13 protein-coding genes, 1 tRNA gene and 1 riboswitch are annotated in these 18393 nt (G+C 59.3%); of the genes, 7 read left to right on the top strand and 7 right to left on the bottom strand.

Annotated features, from left to right (window positions below; all coding sequences use genetic code 11):
• The first annotated feature begins 16 nt into the window (after positions 1–16).
• Entirely contained in the window at positions 17–595 is a 579-nt protein-coding gene (locus tag NQ559_RS07745) for a thymidine kinase (protein ID WP_018696311.1), read from the top strand.
• 178 nt (positions 596–773) lie between these two features.
• Here NQ559_RS07745 and NQ559_RS07740 read toward each other — a convergent pair whose 3' ends face one another.
• Both NQ559_RS07740 and NQ559_RS07735 read right to left on the bottom strand, forming a co-directional pair.
• Positions 774–1466: a tetratricopeptide repeat protein gene (locus tag NQ559_RS07740; protein WP_244061907.1), complete on the bottom strand. Its 693-nt coding sequence runs from the start codon at positions 1464–1466 to the stop codon at positions 774–776.
• Entirely contained in the window at positions 1447–2916 is a 1470-nt protein-coding gene (locus NQ559_RS07735; RefSeq protein WP_018697066.1) for a carbon starvation CstA family protein, read from the bottom strand. Before NQ559_RS07735 ends, NQ559_RS07740 begins: the two co-directional genes overlap by 20 nt.
• A 131-nt stretch (positions 2917–3047) precedes the next feature.
• Here NQ559_RS07735 and NQ559_RS07730 point away from each other — a divergent pair.
• The 3 genes from NQ559_RS07730 to NQ559_RS07720 all read left to right on the top strand — a co-directional run bounded on the left by NQ559_RS07730 (position 3048) and on the right by NQ559_RS07720 (position 6758).
• A tRNA-Thr gene (locus NQ559_RS07730) sits at positions 3048–3120 on the top strand.
• Between the two features lie 61 nt (positions 3121–3181).
• Positions 3182–3401, top strand: a riboswitch (cobalamin riboswitch).
• Positions 3402–3570: 169 nt separating this feature from the next.
• Positions 3571–4641: a YncE family protein gene (locus tag NQ559_RS07725; protein ID WP_026318607.1), complete on the top strand. Its 1071-nt coding sequence runs from the start codon at positions 3571–3573 to the stop codon at positions 4639–4641.
• 20 nt (positions 4642–4661) lie between these two features.
• On the top strand, positions 4662–6758 hold the full coding sequence (locus NQ559_RS07720; RefSeq protein WP_018697064.1) for a TonB-dependent receptor plug domain-containing protein: 2097 nt from the start codon (positions 4662–4664) through the stop codon (positions 6756–6758).
• Positions 6759–6981: 223 nt separating this feature from the next.
• On the opposite strand, the gene NQ559_RS07715 is transcribed toward NQ559_RS07720, so the two are convergent.
• From NQ559_RS07715 to NQ559_RS07695, 5 genes are all read right to left on the bottom strand, one after another.
• Positions 6982–8364 (bottom strand): efflux transporter outer membrane subunit, encoded by a 1383-nt coding sequence (locus NQ559_RS07715; RefSeq protein WP_018697063.1) that lies wholly within the window; start codon positions 8362–8364, stop codon positions 6982–6984.
• On the bottom strand, positions 8361–11456 hold the full coding sequence (locus NQ559_RS07710) for an efflux RND transporter permease subunit (RefSeq protein ID WP_018697062.1): 3096 nt from the start codon (positions 11454–11456) through the stop codon (positions 8361–8363). The genes NQ559_RS07715 and NQ559_RS07710 overlap by 4 nt, the downstream gene beginning before the upstream one ends.
• Before the next feature lie 3 nt (positions 11457–11459).
• Positions 11460–12710, bottom strand: coding sequence for an efflux RND transporter periplasmic adaptor subunit (locus tag NQ559_RS07705; protein WP_026318606.1), 1251 nt, complete (start codon positions 12708–12710; stop codon positions 11460–11462).
• Between the two features lie 615 nt (positions 12711–13325).
• Entirely contained in the window at positions 13326–15281 is a 1956-nt protein-coding gene (locus NQ559_RS07700) for a sensor histidine kinase (protein WP_026318605.1), read from the bottom strand.
• Positions 15282–15293: 12 nt separating this feature from the next.
• The gene (locus tag NQ559_RS07695) at positions 15294–15686 is read right to left on the bottom strand and encodes a response regulator (protein ID WP_022332616.1); all 393 of its coding nucleotides are present in this window, start codon (positions 15684–15686) and stop codon (positions 15294–15296) included.
• A gap of 350 nt (positions 15687–16036) precedes the next feature.
• Between NQ559_RS07695 and NQ559_RS07690 the strand changes: the two genes are divergently transcribed.
• The 3 genes from NQ559_RS07690 to NQ559_RS07680 are packed head-to-tail and all read left to right on the top strand — an operon-like array spanning position 16037 to position 18391.
• Positions 16037–16405: a response regulator gene (locus tag NQ559_RS07690; protein WP_018697057.1), complete on the top strand. Its 369-nt coding sequence runs from the start codon at positions 16037–16039 to the stop codon at positions 16403–16405.
• Positions 16402–17568, top strand: coding sequence for a sugar transferase (locus NQ559_RS07685; protein WP_018697056.1), 1167 nt, complete (start codon positions 16402–16404; stop codon positions 17566–17568). The genes NQ559_RS07690 and NQ559_RS07685 overlap by 4 nt, the downstream gene beginning before the upstream one ends.
• 13 nt (positions 17569–17581) lie before the next feature.
• The gene (locus NQ559_RS07680) at positions 17582–18391 is read left to right on the top strand and encodes a TolC family protein (protein ID WP_018697055.1); all 810 of its coding nucleotides are present in this window, start codon (positions 17582–17584) and stop codon (positions 18389–18391) included.
• Positions 18392–18393: the final 2 nt, after the last annotated feature.

Raw genomic sequence — 18393 nt, 5'->3', positions numbered from 1 at the left:
ACACGATTGGGAGCTTATGTTTTTGGAAAATGCCAGCCGCAAGGGCTGGATCGAAGTAATCTGCGGCTCGATGTTCTCGGGTAAGACCGAGGAGCTGATACGCCGCCTCAAACGCGCCAGGTACGCAAACCAGAAAGTCGAGATATTCAAACCCCGCATCGACGTGCGCTACTCGGAGGAGGAGGTCGTTTCGCACGACGCCAACGCCATCCGCTCCACGCCAGTCGACTCGCCGCGCAACATTCTGCTGATGACCTCGGAGGTCGACGTCGTGGGCATCGACGAAGCGCAATTCTTCGACGACAGCATCGTCGAGGTCTGCCGCGAACTGGCCGACAGCGGCGTGCGGGTCATCGTCGCAGGGCTGGACATGGACTACACCGGCAAACCCTTCGGGCCGATGCCGGCGCTGATGGCCACGGCCGAATATGTCACCAAGGTGCACGCCATCTGCGTCCGCTGCGGCAACCTCGCCCATCACTCGCACCGCCTCACACAGGACGAAAAGCTGGTCGTACTGGGCGAAACGGACTCCTACGAAGCCATCTGCCGACACTGCTTCAAAGAGCTGGTACGCGACAAGAAAGAGAAATAAGCGCAACGGGCTCGCACGGGGAACCGGGCACCTGCCAGCCTACACCAAGAAAAGCACACCGAGGGCTACAAACGCGCCACCGAAGGACATTTCAAACGTCGCATGGCCTATGCGGATCGCAGCCGGCAACAGCCCCGCCCTGCCGAAGCCTGCGAAGAATAGCGGACACACCTGCGGCCTACTGCGCAGCCTGCAGCGCAGCGATAAACCCGGGCCACAATACCCACAGGTTCTCGGTCTGCAACCAAAGTTCGCGCGCCTGTGCCTGCACGGAGGGACGTTCGCCCTCGATATCCCGCAGGTAAGCATCGTCGGCAGGGTGCTCGGCGGCCGTAAATTCCCGGAAGAAAGGCGCAAACCGCGTCTTGAAATGCAGCAACTCCCCTTCGGGAAGCGTCCCTTCACGACGGAATGCCGACCAGAGCAGCAATATCCCGCGGCTGGCACATTTGTCCGAAACGTCGTTTATCACTTCGTCGAACAGTTCCTGCTCGTCCATCGCCAGGTAATCGAACGCCAAGAGTTCGCTCCCCTCGAGGTGGTCTTCGGGATCCAGCTCCAGGAGCATCTCCAGCAGCGCCGCAGACATCTCGAAATCGTTGATCAGAAAGTGGTCGATGGCCGAGGCACGGATCAGTTCGAGCGCAGACTGCGAATTGCGATGGCTCCATTCGAGGTTGATCTCTTCGTCTTCGGGCAGCAACCCCGCAAGCCGCTGGAATGCCTGGTAACGTTCATTGCAGGCATCTTCGACATTCCCCGCGGCCTCCAGCTCACGGGTGTGTGCCAAAACCCTGGTGAAATTATACGGCCCGTCGCCGACGATTTCGAAAGTCTGGTCGAGCGTGGGGTTAAGATATGCTTTTTGCATCGCGGCGCATTTTAAAAATCATGGTTATCAGTATAGCGAGTGTCAGCGCGCCGCCCAGCAGGTAGGCCGCTGCCCGGTCGCGCATGCCACACATAAGCGGCGATATAAAGACATAGGACATGCAGACGTAGGTCATGACCAGCGCCGGCAGGAGCCCCACCCAGCGGTTGCGGCCCCGTTTGTTCAGGTAGGCCGTAATCATCCACAGCGTGACCATCGCCAGTGTCTGGTTCATCCATGCGAAATAGCTCCACATGGCCTCGAACGGCAGGCAGAAAATAATGACCAGCCCCGCAGCGAAGAGCGGGATGCTGATATAGATTCGCTTGCGCAGGCTGCGCTGTTCGAGCCCCATGAAATCGGCCACGATCAGCCGTGCCGAACGGAACGCCGTATCGCCCGAGGTGATGGCGCAGGCCACAACCCCGAAGATCACCAGTCCGGCCAGCACTTCGCCCAGCGTAGTGCGGGCGATGACATCGACCATCACGGCCGCCTGCCCGCCATACTCCGCAATCGCGGCATTCAGCCCGGAGGCACCGTTCCAGAAGGCCATGGCGATGGCCGCCCATATCAGCGCGATGATGCTCTCGGAGATCATGGCGCCGTAAAACACGGGGCGGGCCTGCCGTTCGGAACGCAGGCAGCGTGCCATCAGCGGCGACTGGGTCGCATGGAAGCCCGAAATAGCGCCGCAGGCGATGGTCGTAAAGAGCATCGGCAGGATCGGAAACCGCTCCGGGTCGGCAATGCAATTTTCCAGAGAAGTAAACTCGGGGATCGTATATTTGCCGCTGAAAAGCAATACGGCGAGGATTCCCAGCGCCATGAAAAGCAGTGCGCAGCCGAAAACCGGATAGATACGGCCGATGATCTTGTCCACGGGCAGCAACGTCGCCACGATATAATAGATCAGGATAACGCCCAGAATGATGAGCAGCAACCACGAGAACCCGCCGAAGGCGATACCCGACAGCGACGGGGCCTCGATGCGGTTGGCGATCAGCGAAGCGGGCTGCGACAGGAAGACAGCGCCGACGAGCACCATCAGCCCCACGGAAAAGATGCGCATAAGTTGTTTTATCCCCGGCCCGAGGTAGGTGCCGACGGTCTCGGGCAAACTCGCACCGTTGCTGCGCAGCGAGACGATCCCGGCGATGAAGTCGTGCGCCGCCCCCATGAAGATACCGCCGAAGGTAATCCACAGGAATGCCACGGGGCCGTATGCCGCCCCCAGCACGGCACCGAAAATCGGCCCCAGCCCCGCGATATTGAGCAGCTGTATGAGGAAAGTCCTCCACATCGGCATCGGGATATAATCCACTCCGTCGAACGACGTGGCCGAAGGCACAGGCCGCGCAGCATCCACGCCGCACAGGCGTTCGAGATAGCGTCCGTAGGTGAAATATGCTGCCACGAGGAGCCCCAGGCACCCCAGGAAAGTAATCATAACCCGGTCTGTTTTCGGTTAGTTTTGACGCGAATATAGCAAGAAATGCGAGAATTTTCCGAAAATTGTTGCGAGAAAAATATTTTTTTCAGATATTTGCAATCCCAAAGAGAGCTTAATGTTCTCGGCAAGCCGAAATAGCTCAGTTGGTAGAGCGTTTCACTCGTAATGAAGAGGTCCCGGGTTCAAGTCCCGGTTTCGGCTCGGAAAGGTCGCCATACGGCGACCTTTTTTCGTTATAAGGCCTTGCGAACCCGAATTTTTTATACTTTTGTTGCGCAATGGTTCGCAAAGGGGTTCCGCAACCCCCTGACCGATTAAAAGGGAATGCCGTGAAAATCGGCAACAGTTCCCTCTGCTGTGAGTTCCTGCCACCCGAAATGGCACAACAAGTCCTGACAATCTTTTGCCACTGGCCCCAGTCCGGCCGGGAAGGCGTCTCGACGGGAACGAGTCAGAAGACCTGCCGTTGCAATGATTTTACAATCCAGGGGAATGGATCGTGATCGGCATGAAGAGCCTGCCGGCAAGGCATATTCCCGGATGTAAAATCAGTTTGACAAATACGAAGGCCGCACCGGACGTCCGATGCAGCCGGCCGCAGTTCCGCACCAGGGAAGAGGAGGGGCCGGTCGTTTCTTTAATTTTCGACGCATGAAACGGATTTTACGACATATTCTGCCCGTGATCCTGTGCCTGCCGGCACTGGGAGGCTGCATGAAGTGGGACTACGCAGACATGGAAGAGTTCGCCGCGACGGGGCCGGGGTTGTTCATCACCAACGAGGGAAATTTCCAGTACGGCAACGCCACGCTCTCCTATTACGACCCGGCAACGAAAAAGGTCGAGAACGAGGTTTTCTACCGTGCCAACGCCATGAAGTTGGGCGACGTGGCACAGTCGATGACCATCCACAACGATCTGGGATGGATCGTCGTGAACAATTCGCATGTCGTCTTCGCAATCGACCTCCGTACATTCAAGGAGGTGGGCCGCATCACGAACCTCACCTCGCCGCGGTACATCCACTTCGTCTCCGACGAAAAGGCCTATGTGACCCAGCTCTGGGACAACCGCATTTTCATCGTCAACCCCAGGCGGTACGAGATCACGGGCTACATCGAGTGTCCCGGCATGACACCCGGATCGGGATCGACCGAGCAGATGGTACAGTACGGGCAATACGTCTACGTGAACTGCTGGTCGTACCAGAACCGGCTGCTGAAGATCGACACCCGAACCGACAGGGTGGTGGACGAACTGGTCGTCGGCGTACAACCCACATCGCTGGTACTGGATGCCAACGACAAGCTGTGGACGATCACCGACGGCGGTTACGAAGGCAGCCCCTACGGATATGATGTTCCGGCACTGTACCGCATCGACGCCGCCTCGTTCCGCCTGGAAAAGCAGTTCCGTTTCAGAGAGGGGGATGCACCCTCGGAAGTGCAGCTCAACGGCACGCGCGACACGCTGTACTGGATCAACAAGGATGTCTGGCGCATGCCCGTAGCTGCCGAGCAGCTCCCGGCGCGCCCGTTCCTCGAATACCGGGAGACGAAATATTACGGGTTGACGGTCGACCCGGACAACGGCGACGTCTACGTGGCCGATGCCATCGACTACCAGCAGCAGGGGATCGTCTACCGTTATACGGCCGACGGCGACGCGGTAGACGAATTTTACGCGGGCGTCACCCCGGGCGCCTTCTGCTGGAAACGATAACCCGACAAACACGCGAAGCAATGAAGAGACTCCTAATCCCGCTGTTCAGCATCGCCCTCTGGTGGAGCGCCGCCGCCCAGGACAAGGCGCCGTCGGACGGAGGGTGGTGGAACGAGAATCCGTCGCTGGTGTTGCCCATCCGCGCAGTCGGGGTGACGGGCGTGAAACCCATGAAAGAAATAGGCGTTCAGAAAACGCAGCTCGACACGCTCGTCCTGCACGAGAACATTGCCCTGTCGATGGCCGACGTGCTGACATTCAATTCGTCGATCTTCATCAAGCAATACGGACGGGCGACGCTTTCGACGGTCGCATTCCGCGGCACGGGCCCTTCGCATACGCAGGTGGTGTGGAACGGCATGCGCATCAACTCGCCGATGCTGGGCATGACCGATTTCTCGATGATTCCCTCCTACTTCGTCGACGACGCACAACTGCTGCACGGCACCTCGTCGGTCAACGTCACGGGCGGCGGCCTGGGCGGTGCGGTCATGCTGGCGACCAAACCCGCCGATACGCAGGGCTTCGGGCTGCAATACACCCAGGGCATCGGGTCATTCTGGACGACGGACGAATTCCTGCGTCTCACCTACGGCAACGACCGCTGGCAGACCTCCACGCGCGTGGTATATTCGTCGTCCCCCAACGAATATTCCTACCGGAACCACGACAAGAAGGAAAACATCTACGACGACGAGCACAACATCATCGGTTCGTACTATCCCCGCGAAAAGCACGACGACGGAGCTTTCCGCGACTTCCACCTGTTGCAGGAGGCCTATTACAACACGGGCAACGGAGACCGGTTCGGCCTGAACGCCTGGCTGATCGCCTCGAAGCGCGGGCTGGGGCGCATGACGACCGATTACGGCGATCCGAAGAAATTCATCAACGAACAGCGCGAACGCACGCTGCGCAGCGTGCTGTCGTGGGATCACCTGCGCCGGAACTGGAAAGTCGCGGCCAAGGCCGGATACATCTACAGCTGGTTCGCCTACGACTACGCCAACGACGTGGGCAACGGGAAACTGGAGTACATGACCACCTCCCGGAACTGGTACCACACGCTCTTCGTCTCGGGCGAAGGGGAGTACTACATAGGCCGCAAATGGCTCTTCACGGCACAGGCCGACCTGCACCAGCATTTCGTCACGAACAACGACCGCAGGATCATCTCGCAGGACATGAACCGAAAGACCATCGGATACAACCACGCGCGCACGGAGCTTTCGACCAGCATCACGGCCAAATGGATGCCCACCGAACGGCTGGGGCTGTCCGTCACGCTGCGCGAAGAGATGTACGGCGCGCAGTGGACGCCGCTCATCCCGGCGTTCTATGCAGACTACCTGATCTCGAAACGCGGGACGATCCGGGCAAAAGCCTCCGTATCGCGCAACTACCGTTATCCCACGCTCAACGACCTCTATTTCCAACCGGGCGGGAACACCGACCTCGTACCCGAATCGGGGTTTTCGTACGACGGCGGGATATCGTTTGCCGTAGGGAAGGAAGGGGTATATTCGCTGCACGGCGAGGCGACATGGTTCGATTCCTACATCGACGACTGGATTCTCTGGCTGCCGCTGGGCGGCAACACCAACTACTGGACGCCGCTCAACATGAAGGACGTACACGCTTACGGCGTGGAACTGAAAGCCGGGTACGACCGTATGCTCTCGAAGGAGTGGCAGCTGGGACTGGACGGCAACTTCTCGTGGACGCCCTCGGTCAACCGGGGCGAAGCGTTCAGCAAGGGCGACCGGTCATTGGGCAGGCAACTCCCCTACGTGCCCGTATATTCGGCCGCAGTGACAGGGCGTCTGGCCTACAAAAGCTGGCGCCTGCTATACAAGTGGTGCTATTACAGCGAGCGGTTCACCATGACGAGCAACGCATTCACCTACACAGGCAACGTCCCCTACTACCTGATGAACGACGTGACTCTCGAGAAGCTGTTTTCCGCACGCTGGGCCAATTTTTCGGTCAAAGCCGCCGTCAAAAACCTCTTCGACGAAGAGTATGTTTCCGTGCTGGGACGCCCCATGCCGGGGATAAATTTCGAAATATTCCTCGACATCCGCCCCAAATGGAGAAAGAAAAGAGTCCGGGATTGATCCGACCCGCACAGGGGACATCGGCAGGCCGGCACTATTCCGATTCCGCTTCCCGGGCTCCGAATCACGGCCCGGCGGGAAGAACTTTCCCGGGGAAGGATGTTTCGTATGAGCATGACAAAAAGAGTTTTCGGGGAAGATGCCACGAAACGGCGTCCCGGGAATAAAAAGTCCGGATCCGCGCGGATCCGGGCATAGCGATAAACCAAAGAAGCCGGCAGGGTTATTCCGCCCAGCCGCCGCCCAGGGCTTTGTAAAGGTCGACCAAAGCCAGGTGCTCGTCGCGCACGGCATTGCTGACCCCGATCTGAGCGTCGAAATAACGGCGTTGTGCATCCAGCACGTCGATATAATTGATGCTCCCGCCCCGGTATTGCAGCTGGGCGAGTTCGACGTATTTCCGGGCTGCGTCGCGCAGGTTAACCTTCAGCGCGGCCGTCTGGCGAACGCTGCGGTAGCTGACCACGGCGTCGTTGGCCTCCTTGAAAACCGTCAGCACCTTCTGTTCATACCCCAGCCGGGCCTCGTCGTAGGCGGCCAGCGCGGCCTTGTACCGGGCCTGTTTACGGCCGAACCCGAAGATCGGCGAGGCGAGCGTACCGGCGACATACGAGAACGGCGAACGGAAAAACCCGCTCACATCGTCGTTTTCCCAGCCGCCCGTCAGGTTGAACACGATGCGCGGGAAGCGGTCGGCGTAGGCCATGCCCGCGGCGGCCATCGCCGCACGGAGCTGCTGCTCAGAAGCCCGCACGTCGGGACGCCGCAGGAGCAATTCCGACGGCAACCCCACGGGAAGCGACTCGGCGAACTCCGCCTCGGTATTCATCTTGCTGCGCACGACCCGCCAGTCGGGATTTTCGCCCATGAGCAGCGAAATGCTGTTTTCCATGACCTCGATCTTGCGTTCGAGGTCGGGGATCAGCGCCGCCGTCGAGGCGTACTCCACTTTCGCCTGCTGGAAGACCGTTTCAGAGGTGAGGCCGCCCTCGAAACGCAACTGCGCCTGGTAAGCACCCTCGCTGCGCGTGATGAGCGTACGCCGCACGATGGAAAGCTCGTTGTCGAGCGCCATCAACCGGAAATAGGCGGCGGCGACCTCGGCCACGAGCGTCATCTGCATCGCACGCCTGTCCTCGACCGATGCGAGGTATTCGGCACCGCCCTTGCGCTTGGCCCAGCGCAGGTTTCCCCACAGGTCGAGCTCCCAGCTCACGGTAGCCTTGGCGCCGAATTCGGGGTCGCGGCTCGGCTCCTCGCCCGCATAGTCGTTGGTTTCGTGATCGGCGTAGACCGTTCCCGACACCGACGGCAGGCGGTCGGCCTTGCCGATGCGGTAAAGCTGGCGCATCCGCTCGACACGCGCCGCGGCGGCAAGCATGTCCTTGTTGTTGGCCAACGTATGACGGATGATGTTGCACAGGGTCGAATCGCCGTAGAACTGCCACCACTCCATGTCGGCGATGGCGAGCGAATCGGCCGCAGCACCCCCGGCGATAGCCGCCGGGAAATCGACCTCGGGCGCCTTGCAGTGACGCACGGCCGAGCAGGAGCCCAGCCCAGCGGCAGCAGCCAGTATCACAAGAAATATCGCAAGTCGTTTCATCGTTTCAGTTTTTCTTTAATCCGGTAAATCCACACGAAGAAGAAGGGCACGAAGACAATGCCTACCGTAATGGCGACCAACATGCCGAAGAAGACGCCCGTACCGATCCCCTGACGGCTTGCCGAGCCCGGCCCCGAAGCGAAGACCAGCGGCAGCAGACCGAGGATGAAGGCCAGCGAGGTCATGACGATCGGGCGGAAACGCAGGTGCGCCGCCGTGAGCGCCGCGGAGACCGCATCGCGGCCCTTCTCGACCTCTTCCTTGGCGAATTCCACGATCAGGATGGCGTTCTTGGCCACCAGTCCCACGAGCATCACCAGTCCGATCTGGAAATAGATATTGTTTTCCAGCCCGCAGATCCAGATACCCAGGTAGGCGCCGATGCCGGCCACGGGGAGCGACAGGATGACGGCCACGGGCACCGACCAGCTCTCGTACTGTGCCGCAAGGAACAGGAAGACGAACAGGAAGGCCAGCGCCAGCACCAGGCCGGTCTGCCCGCCGACATGCTTTTCCTGGTAGGAAAGGCCGCTCCACTCGACGCCGATCGACGCGGGCAAGTGCTTGCGGACGAGCTCTTCCAGCACACCCATCGCCTGCCCCGAACTGTAACCGTGCGCGGCCTCACCGGAAATGGTGGCCGAGTTGAACATGTTGAAACGCTTGATGTTGCCTGCGCCCGTCGTATAGTGCGTCGTCCCGAGCGAAGTGATCGGGATCATCACACCGCCCGCCCCGCGCACGAAAAAGAGGTTCAGGTTGTCGCGCTGCGCACGGTAGGGAGCCTCGGCCTGGATGTAAACGCGGTAGATGCGGTTGAACATATTGAAGTCATTGACGTAGATCGACCCAGTAAAGGCCTTCATCGTCGAGAAAATGTCGGACATCGAGACACCCAGCAGCTGCGCCTTGTCTCGGTCGACGTCGAAATAGAGCTGCGGAATGTCGCCCTGCATGGACGATGCCAGCCCCGTGAATTCGGGACGCTGCGAAGCGTAATACATCAGCGTATCCACGGCATGCTGCAAATCCTGGTAGGTCGTATTGCCCCGTGCTTCGAGCACCATCTCGAAACCGCCCGAGTTGCCCAGACCGGGAATCACAGCGGGCGTCGAGAGGTATACCTTGCTTTCGGGGTAGCGCGAGAGTTCGGTGCGCACGCGCTGCATCACGGAACTCAGCCCCTCGGAGTCGCGGTCACCCCACGGTTTGAGGATCACGGTCAGCTGGCTGCGCGCCTGGTTGGTACCCACGCGCGGACTGGAACCCGTGACATTGAGCACGTATTCCACGTCGGGATCGGCCATCAGGAACTTCATCGCGCGGTCGGTCACCTCACGGGTGCGTTCGATCGTCGCCCCCTCGGGCAACTCCAGTTCGACGGTAAAGTAACCCTGGTCTTCCTGCGGCATGAAGCTCTGCGGCACGAGCCTGTTCATCAGCCAGATGCCGATCAGCACGATGCCGAAGGCGGCGAACATGCGGCGCGAATGCTTCAGCGCCCCCTGAATCATGCGGCCGTAGAACTTGTTGCCCGTCGCCAGGGTGAGGTTGATGCGGCGGAAAAAGCGGTTTTTCTTCCCCTCGCCTTCGGGCCGCAGGAAAAGCGCACACATCACAGGGCTGAGCGTCAGCGCCACGACGGTCGAGATGACCACCGACACGGCGATGGTGATGGTGAACTGGCGGTAGAGCTGGCCCGTAATGCCCGAAAGGAAACTCACCGGGACAAACACGGCGCACAATACCAGCGACATGGCGATCAGCGCCCCGCTCAGGTTGGACATCGCCTTTTTGGTAGCCTCGTAGGGCGAGAGGTGCTCCTCGTTCATGATGCGGTCGACATTCTCCACGACGACGATGGCGTCGTCGACCACGATGCCGATGGCGAGGATGAGCCCCAACAGCGTCAGCATGTTGAGCGAAAACCCGAAAACGAGCATCACGCCGAAGGTACCGATCAGCGAGATGGGCACGGCAACGATCGGGATGATCGTGGCGCGCCAGCTCTGCAACGAGAGAAAGACCACGAGGATCACCAGCAGCAACGCTTCGAACAATGTCTGGTAAACATGGTGGATCGACTCCGAGATGTAGGTCGTCATGTCGAACGGAATCTCGTAGCTGATGCCCTCGGGGAAGTTGTGGCTGATCTCCTCCATGGCCGCCTTGACCAGCGCCGCCACCTCCATGGCATTGGCTCCGGGCAGCATGTTGATATTCAGCACGGCGGCGTTCCCGCCGTTGATGCCGCTCTCGGTATTATAGGACGAAGCTTCGAGCGAGATACGCGCCACGTCTTTCAGGCGGATGATCGACCCGTCGGGGTTGGCACGCACGACGATGTCCTCGAATTCGCTGACAGACGACAGACGCCCCTGCGCCGTGATGGGGATCGTCACGTCGATGCCGTTCATGGGGGCCTGCCCCAGCACGCCGGCGGCAGACTCGCGGTTCTGGTCTTTGAGCGCCGTCTGCAAATCCTTGACCGTCAGCCCCAGGTCGGCCAGCTTGTCGGGCATGACCCATATCTGCATGGCGTAATAACGGCTGCCGACGTTCGAAACGCTGCCCACTCCGGGAACACGGCGCAACATGTCCAGCACGTTGAGCGTCGCATAGTTCGAAAGGTAGATTTCATCGAACTTGGGGTCGGACGAAAGCAGGGTTATGGTCATCAGTTTGCTGGCCGCCTGCTTCTCGACCGAGATGCCGTTCTGCACCACTTCGGCAGGAAGGCGCGCCTCGGCCTTCTTCAGCCGGTTCTGGATATCCACGGCCGCCAGGTCGGGATCCGTCGAAATGTCGAAGGTCACCGTGGCGGAGAAACCGCCCGAGTTGGAGCTCGACGACTCCATGTAGATCATGCCGGGGGTACCGTTCAACTCCTGCTCAATGGGCGTAGCCACGGCCTGCGTCACGGTCTGCGCATCGGCACCGGGGTACGACGCCGAGATACGCACCACGGGAGGTACGATCTGGGGGTACTGGTCGACGGGCAGCAGTGCCAGGCCGATGAAACCCACGATCACGATGATGATGGACAGCACCGTCGAAAAGACGGGCCTGTCGATAAAGAAGTCCGCTTTCATAGGCTACTGTTGTTTTTCGGCCTCCTCATCGCGGCGCGGAGCGACCGGTTCGACTTTCATGCCGTGCTGGAGTTTATGGTAGCCCTCGACGACGATATCCTCGCCCCGCACCAGGCCGCGTTCGACGACGATGTTGTTGCCCCATTCGGGGCCCGTCTCGACAAAACGCTTCTCGACGATGCTGTCGGGGCGCACCACGTAGATGTAGGCGCCGCCCTTCTCGATCTCGATGGCCTTCGACGGCACGACGACGGCATCCTCACGCACGTCGAGCAGCAACCGCACCTTGGTGAACTGCCCCGGCAGCAGGATGTGGTCGGGGTTGGCCATCTCGGCTCGCACGGAGAAGGTACCCGTCTGCGGATCGACCTGCGGGTCGGCGAAATCGACCAGGCCGCGGTAGGGGTATTCCGAACCGTCGGCCAGGGTCACGGTGATGTAGGGATCCCACTTGCGGGTCGAATCGCGGTGCCCGAGGTTGACGTTGCGCGCCTTGCTGCGCAGGTAGTCGAGGGCCGTCATGCTGAAATCGACACGCACGGTATCGCTCTTCACGACCGTGGCGAGCAGCGATTTGCCGCTCGGCCCCACGAGCGTACCGATGTCGGCGTTGCGTTCGGAGATATAACCCGAAATAGGCGACTGCACGGAGGTATAGCCCAGGGTCATCTGCGCCTGCGTGAGGTCGGCCTCGCCGACGGCCACGTCGGCCACGGCACTCTCGTAAGCCGCCGTGGCATTGTCGAGTTCGAGCTGGCTGGCGGCACTCTGTTCGAAGAGCGGACGGATACGGTCGAGGTCGCGCTTGGCTTTCAGCGCCTGCGCCCGGGCTTTGTTCAGCTGCGCCTTGGCCTTGTCGACGCGCGCACGGTAGACCCGGGGGTCGATCACGAAGAGGGTTTGTCCCTTCCTGATGTAGGTACCCTCGGCGAAGAGCATCTTTTCGAGGTAGCCCTCGACGCGGGCGCGGATTTCGACGAACTGCTGGGCGCGGATGCGGCCTACGTAATCGCCATAGATATTGACGTCTTCGGTCGTTACGGGTTCCACCGCCACGACGGGCAGGACGACTGCGGCGGGACGCGGCCGGAGCAGGATGACGAGCAACACCGTCACGACCACAAGGCCGGCAATGACTCCGATCCACTGGCCTCGGCTCAGTCTTATCCGGACATGGGCAACACGGGAGGCCGCTTTCTTCACACCGTTCAGGTTCAGCTCCTGCAAATTCGGTTTCAATTTGTCAAATTTCATAAAGCACTAATATCATTGGGGGCAGCAAAACGGGGTTCAAACCTTGCGCCAGAATTGCAGGCAGCCCATTAAAACATTTATTGACAGCAAAATATCTACCAAATACCAAATCAAATATATACAAAAATCTGTGGAATAATTCTACATCCGTGTGGAATTATTCCACAACACCCCGGCAAAGCGTCCGCCTGCCCGGGGTCTTGCGACGGCCGGAGCCGTAACCGGCGCATCCGAACGCATTGGAGGCAACCGCCCCGGCTTCGCGGCGCAAAGGTAACAAAACAAGTCCGGGCAGGCGAAAAACTGCACCAGGAAGGTTACAGCAAATCCGCCCGGAATATTATCCGAAGCGGGCACAGTCCCGGCGGGAAAGCCATAATCCCGGGGAAACATCCCGTCAGAAGGACACAAAAAAAAGACCCGTATGGGTCTTTTTTGCCATATCGCGGCAACGCGATTCACCGCTTACGCCCCGCCTCCCGGGATGTTTCGCATGCCTGTGCCTGCGAAGCAGACTGCGACCATGCTGAAATTCTATTCCGGAGGGCTTATTCCCGCCCCCGGATGAGGCTGCCGTCCCCGGTCACCTTGAGGATCCGGGCGTTTCCAGAGGGCTCAAATCCCCCCCCCCTCACGGTTCTCTCCATCCTCCGGGAAACGGATGTCGATCGGATGGGCGAAGACAAAACGCGCACCGGAGGTATAGGTCGGATCGACCCAGATGCGGCCGCCGAAGATCATGGCTATCTGGCGACAGATGGCAAGGCCGAGGCCCGTGCCCTTCTTCTTGTTGCCGTCGAGTTTCTCGAAACGGTTGAAGACCATCTCCTGTTTGTCGAGCGGGATGCCGGGGCCCGTATCTGTCACCGAGAAGAGCACTTCCCCGTGTGCCTCGTCGACCTCCACGCCGAGCGTGATACTCCCCTGGGAAGTGAACTTGCCGGCGTTGGTGAGCAGGTTGATCAGGATCTGCGACAAGCGGTGGACATCGGTTACGAGCATATAGGAACCCACGGCACATTCGAGACGCCCCTCGACACCTTCCTGCCGCGTATGGGCGGTCGTCATGAGCACATGCTGGCAGACCTGCACGATCTCCTCGGACGAGTAGTTGAATTTGATCTTGCCGCATTCGAGCGACGAAATGTCGAGGATGTCGTTCAGCAGCGTGAGCAGCATCTCGGAATTGTTGACCACGATGGCGCAGTACTCGGCACGCTCCTCCTGCGAAAGTTCCTCGCCCTGCATCAGCGACGAGAAGCCCACGATGGCGTTGAGCGGCGTGCGGATCTCATGGCTCATATTGGCCAGGAACGCCGATTTGAGCATGTCGGACTCTTCGGCCTTCTCGCGGGCGACCACCAGCTGTCCCTCGCGCTCTTCGAGCGTGCGCTTGAGGCGCCGCGTGCGCAGGAAAAGCGCCGCGACGAAGACCAGCAGCAGCACCAGCAGTACGATACCCGCCACGAGCAACTCGATGTAATGGGAATATTTCGAGAGTTTGGCCGCTACGGTATCCTCGACCACACTCCCCTTGGGAAGGGCGTATTCGGCAATCTTCAACTCCTTGAGCTTGCGCGAATCGAAGAGGTACTGGCCGTCCGTAAGGTGGAAATGCGTCCCGTCTATCCTGCCCGATGTGTAGTACTCCTTGATCTGCGAAGCGATGACCGAGGCTGCATTCTCGTATTTGGGGACATAGCCACCCACGGCCACGTCGCCGATGCCGATCTGGGATATCGAGAAGACCGGGATGCGCGGATTGAACTGCACCAGATCATTGAGCGAACGCTGCATGAGGTACTCCCCGTCGCGGCCCACACGCCAGGTTCCGAGTATCGCCGCGGAACGGTGCGACAGCGACGCATAGGTATCATGCATCGCCTCGTCCCCTTCGCGGCTGTCCACCAGCACAAGGTTCATATCGGGATAGTTCTTCATCTCCTCGCGCACGAGTGCCTGGAGCGAAATACCCCCGTAGGTGTTATCCGAGATGAAGGCGACGTTCTCGGCCTCGGGGAAAAGCGAACGGATCAGCTCGATATTGCGGCGGACGTCGTACTTGTTGAGCATACCGCCCACATTGTTCAGGCTGTCCGTCATGTTCATGTAATTGATCGAAGGGGGCAGCCACATGCCGAGACTGTCCTCCGGCGGCGGGAGCACGATGCCATTGGAGCTGACATAGCAGCAGAAGCACATCACATCCTTGGGGATATGCCCCAGCGAGACGAACGACGCCCAGGCCTCTTGCCCCAGCAGGACGATGGCGCGAAGCCCCTTGTTCTCATACCGGGAAATCATGTTCTCGGTCTGCGACATCCAGATAGGTGCGTCGTTGATGCTCTTGCATTCGAGCGTTTCGACATAGATATCACACGGTACGCCCGAGGCCAGGATGTTGCGTTCGAACTCGGCGATGAAGCCCGACATGCGGCGCGTATCGGGATTATACGAAGAAATTATCAGGATGCTCTCCCTCTCCTGCGGCTCCTGCGCCCGGAGCAATACCGGCAGCAGGGCGCAACAGAAAAGAAGCATCCGAAATTTTATCACGGGGTTTCTGGTCATAGTTTTCCTTGTCTATCGCGAAAGCAGCGCCGTAATCCGCGTACGGAGTTCATCCGCCCGCAGAGGTTTGGCAAGACATTCGTTGAAGCCGGCCTGGAACATGCGTTGGCGGTCGGTCTCGAACGCATAGGCCGTAAGTGCGATGACGGGGACATCGGGCGCAATCTCCCGCACGCCCCGAAGCGCCTCATAGCCGTCCATGACGGGCATGTTGATGTCCATCAGCACCAGGTCGGGGCGGCTGTCGGAAAACAGGGCGACGGCCTCTTTTCCGTTCCATGCGTGTAACAGGTCGTAATCACGGCGCAGCAACACCTCGACAAGCTTATAATTACTCGGATTATCCTCGGCAACCAGCAAGCGGGGACGGTTGCCGACCGGATTTACACTATTGTCACACTCCATCGCTTCATCGGTTTAACAAAATCGCCCGACAGCGGCAAAGACCGGACAATTGCACAAAAATACCATTTTTTTGATTAATAATAAAATATTTCCCTTTAAAAATTAACAGCACCCCGAAAACAGGACGGGAAATCCGGGCGTTTTTGACATATAAATTACCTTAAAAGTTTATAATGCCAATTTTTTTACCGATATTTGCACGGGGTATCCGGATCAGGAGCGGGAAACGACACGGTTTGCAACGCCCGCTCCGGAATTCCAGGTAAATAATAAACAACCGCCCGGAACCGGACAACGAGCATGCGACGCTTCCCGTTCCGGAAAAACCCGATGACAACGAACCGCCGAACATGAACCGCAAGAAAGTACTGATCGTAGACGACAAGGAGCAAATCGCAAAAATCCTTTTCGCATACCTCCACCAGGATTACGAATGTTTTTACATGCAGAACCCGCCGCAGGCCATCGAGTGGCTCTCGCGGGGGAACATGCCCGACCTGATTATTTCGGACATCCGCATGCCCGAAATGCGCGGCGACGAATTCCTGGCATACCTCAAGCTCAACGAACTCTTCAAGCAGATCCCGGTCGTGATGCTTTCGAGCGAGGACAGCACCTCGGAACGCATCCGCCTGCTGGAAGAGGGTGCGGAAGACTATATCGTCAAACCGTTCAACCCGCAGGAACTCAAAATAAGGATTAAAAAGATTTTGGATTGAAGTACCCCGTCATCTACATCAAAGGCAGAGGCAACCACACGGCCCGTTTCACGGAGCTGACCGAGGGACAGATGCGTATCGCAGGGGATATCGGCGCAGCCATGGGTAAGCTCATGCCGCTCAAGGACGACCACGCCTTCATCCTCTACGAACAGCAGGGCGAGGAGGACATCCGCAGCATCCGCTTCCTGCGTTCCTGGTTCCCGGGCGCCGGCATCGTCCTCATCACCTCGGGGCAGCTGACCGGGGAGGAGCGGCGTGCGTATCTCGGAGCCGGCGTGAACAGCGCCGTGCCGGGCGACATATCGCGTGCAGATTTTCTCCGCACACTGCAATTCATGACCGACTATACGTTCGTCCGCAAACCCGTCGCAGGCGCCGGGAACGAAGTACGGTTGTTCCGCATGCCGCTCTGGAAACGGGCGTTCGACATCGCAGCATCGCTCTCGGCGATCCTCCTGCTCTCGCCCCTGCTCATAGCCGTGGCCGTGGCCGTCAGACTCGACAGCCCGGGGCCGGTCATCTACAAGTCGAAACGCGTGGGAAGCAACTACCGGATCTTCGATTTCCTGAAGTTCCGCTCGATGCGCTCCGACGCCGACCGGCGGCTCAAGGAGCTGGAAGATCTGAACCAGTATGCCTCGGCACCCGCCGCGGAAGACGACGCGAAGATGGTGCTCGACGACGAAGAGATCCGCAAACTGCTGGCGGACACCGAAAACGGCATGCTCTATGCAGACGATTTCGTGATCCCCGAGGAGGCTCATCAGCACCAGCTGGAAACCGAACAGGAAAACGCGTTCGTGAAGATCGAGAACGACCCCCGCATCACGCGCCTGGGGCGTTTCCTGCGTAAATACAGCATCGACGAACTCCCGCAGCTCTTCAACATCCTGCGGGGCGACATGTCGGTCGTGGGCAACCGCCCGTTACCCCTCTACGAGGCCGAACGCCTCACGAGCGACGAATATATCGAACGGTTCATGTGCCCCTCGGGCCTCACGGGACTGTGGCAGGTCGAAAAACGCGGGCAGGCGGGGAAACTCTCGCCCGAACAGCGCAAGCAGCTCGACATCGAATACGCCCGCAGGATGTCGCCGTGGTTCGACCTGAAAATAATCCTGCGCACGTTCACCGCATTCATACAGAAAGAAAATGTTTAAAACCCAGCAACATATGAAAAGGGCCGTCTTCACACTCTGGCTGCTGCTGGCTGCTGTCGCCGCAACGGCGCAAAGCGAGCCTACGCCACCCGAATTCGAATACAGCGACCTGCAACGGCTTACTCCGGAAGATTACATCGACATGCAGCTGCCCCCGCTCCACGTACTGATGGAGAATGCGCGCCATGCACCGCAGGTCGGCTATTACGAGTCGAACCGCGAGATCGAGGAGCGCGAACTGAAAACCGTGCGCCGCAACTGGATGCGCAATTTCAAGCTCAACGCCAACTACAACTACGGATCGTCGGACATCTACAACCAGAATTATCAGGACAGCAACATCCCGATATGGACGACGACCACGACCGGGCGCGAGCAAAGCTGGTGGAACGTCGGAGCTTCGTTCTCGATCCCGCTCGACGAGATTTTCAACCGCCGCAACAAGATCAAGCAGCAGAAGAAGCGTATCGAGAATACCCAGTACGACCTCGACCGCTGGTACGACGAGTTGCGCATGAAGATCATCGACGCCTACACCACGGCCGTCGAGCAGCTCTCGATCCTGCGGAGCGCCGCCGAAGCCAAGATCACGTCCGAGGCACAATACCGCATGACCGAAGTGGACTTCGTCAAAGGCAAGCTCGACGCGCAGACGCTGAGCCGCCAGAAGAGCCTCGAAAATTCGGCGACCCGCGAATACGAGCAGGTGCGGCGCAACCTCAACGACGCCCTGCTGCGGCTCGAGATACTCACGCACACGCCGATCATCAACAAACCCATATCAATGCCCGGGACATCGAAAGAAGCGACTAAAACCGAATAGCC

Origin of the sequence: Alistipes onderdonkii, from assembly GCF_025145285.1 — a bacterium.
GTDB classification, from domain to species: domain Bacteria; phylum Bacteroidota; class Bacteroidia; order Bacteroidales; family Rikenellaceae; genus Alistipes; species Alistipes onderdonkii.
This window is presented reverse-complemented; position numbering and strand designations above follow the sequence as displayed.

What these genes read in the sequence shown, in the direction of transcription:
- NQ559_RS07745 (WP_018696311.1), top strand. Translation starts at nt 17, where the DNA reads ATGTTTTTGGAAAATGCCAGCCGCAAGGGCTGGATCGAAGTAATCTGC.
- NQ559_RS07740 (WP_244061907.1), bottom strand. Translation starts at nt 1,466, where the DNA reads ATGCAAAAAGCATATCTTAACCCCACGCTCGACCAGACTTTCGAAATC.
- NQ559_RS07735 (WP_018697066.1), bottom strand. Translation starts at nt 2,916, where the DNA reads ATGATTACTTTCCTGGGGTGCCTGGGGCTCCTCGTGGCAGCATATTTC.
- NQ559_RS07725 (WP_026318607.1), top strand. Translation starts at nt 3,571, where the DNA reads ATGAAACGGATTTTACGACATATTCTGCCCGTGATCCTGTGCCTGCCG.
- NQ559_RS07720 (WP_018697064.1), top strand. Translation starts at nt 4,662, where the DNA reads ATGAAGAGACTCCTAATCCCGCTGTTCAGCATCGCCCTCTGGTGGAGC.
- NQ559_RS07715 (WP_018697063.1), bottom strand. Translation starts at nt 8,364, where the DNA reads ATGAAACGACTTGCGATATTTCTTGTGATACTGGCTGCTGCCGCTGGG.
- NQ559_RS07710 (WP_018697062.1), bottom strand. Translation starts at nt 11,456, where the DNA reads ATGAAAGCGGACTTCTTTATCGACAGGCCCGTCTTTTCGACGGTGCTG.
- NQ559_RS07705 (WP_026318606.1), bottom strand. Translation starts at nt 12,710, where the DNA reads ATGAAATTTGACAAATTGAAACCGAATTTGCAGGAGCTGAACCTGAAC.
- NQ559_RS07700 (WP_026318605.1), bottom strand. Translation starts at nt 15,281, where the DNA reads ATGACCAGAAACCCCGTGATAAAATTTCGGATGCTTCTTTTCTGTTGC.
- NQ559_RS07695 (WP_022332616.1), bottom strand. Translation starts at nt 15,686, where the DNA reads ATGGAGTGTGACAATAGTGTAAATCCGGTCGGCAACCGTCCCCGCTTG.
- NQ559_RS07690 (WP_018697057.1), top strand. Translation starts at nt 16,037, where the DNA reads ATGAACCGCAAGAAAGTACTGATCGTAGACGACAAGGAGCAAATCGCA.
- NQ559_RS07680 (WP_018697055.1), top strand. Translation starts at nt 17,582, where the DNA reads ATGAAAAGGGCCGTCTTCACACTCTGGCTGCTGCTGGCTGCTGTCGCC.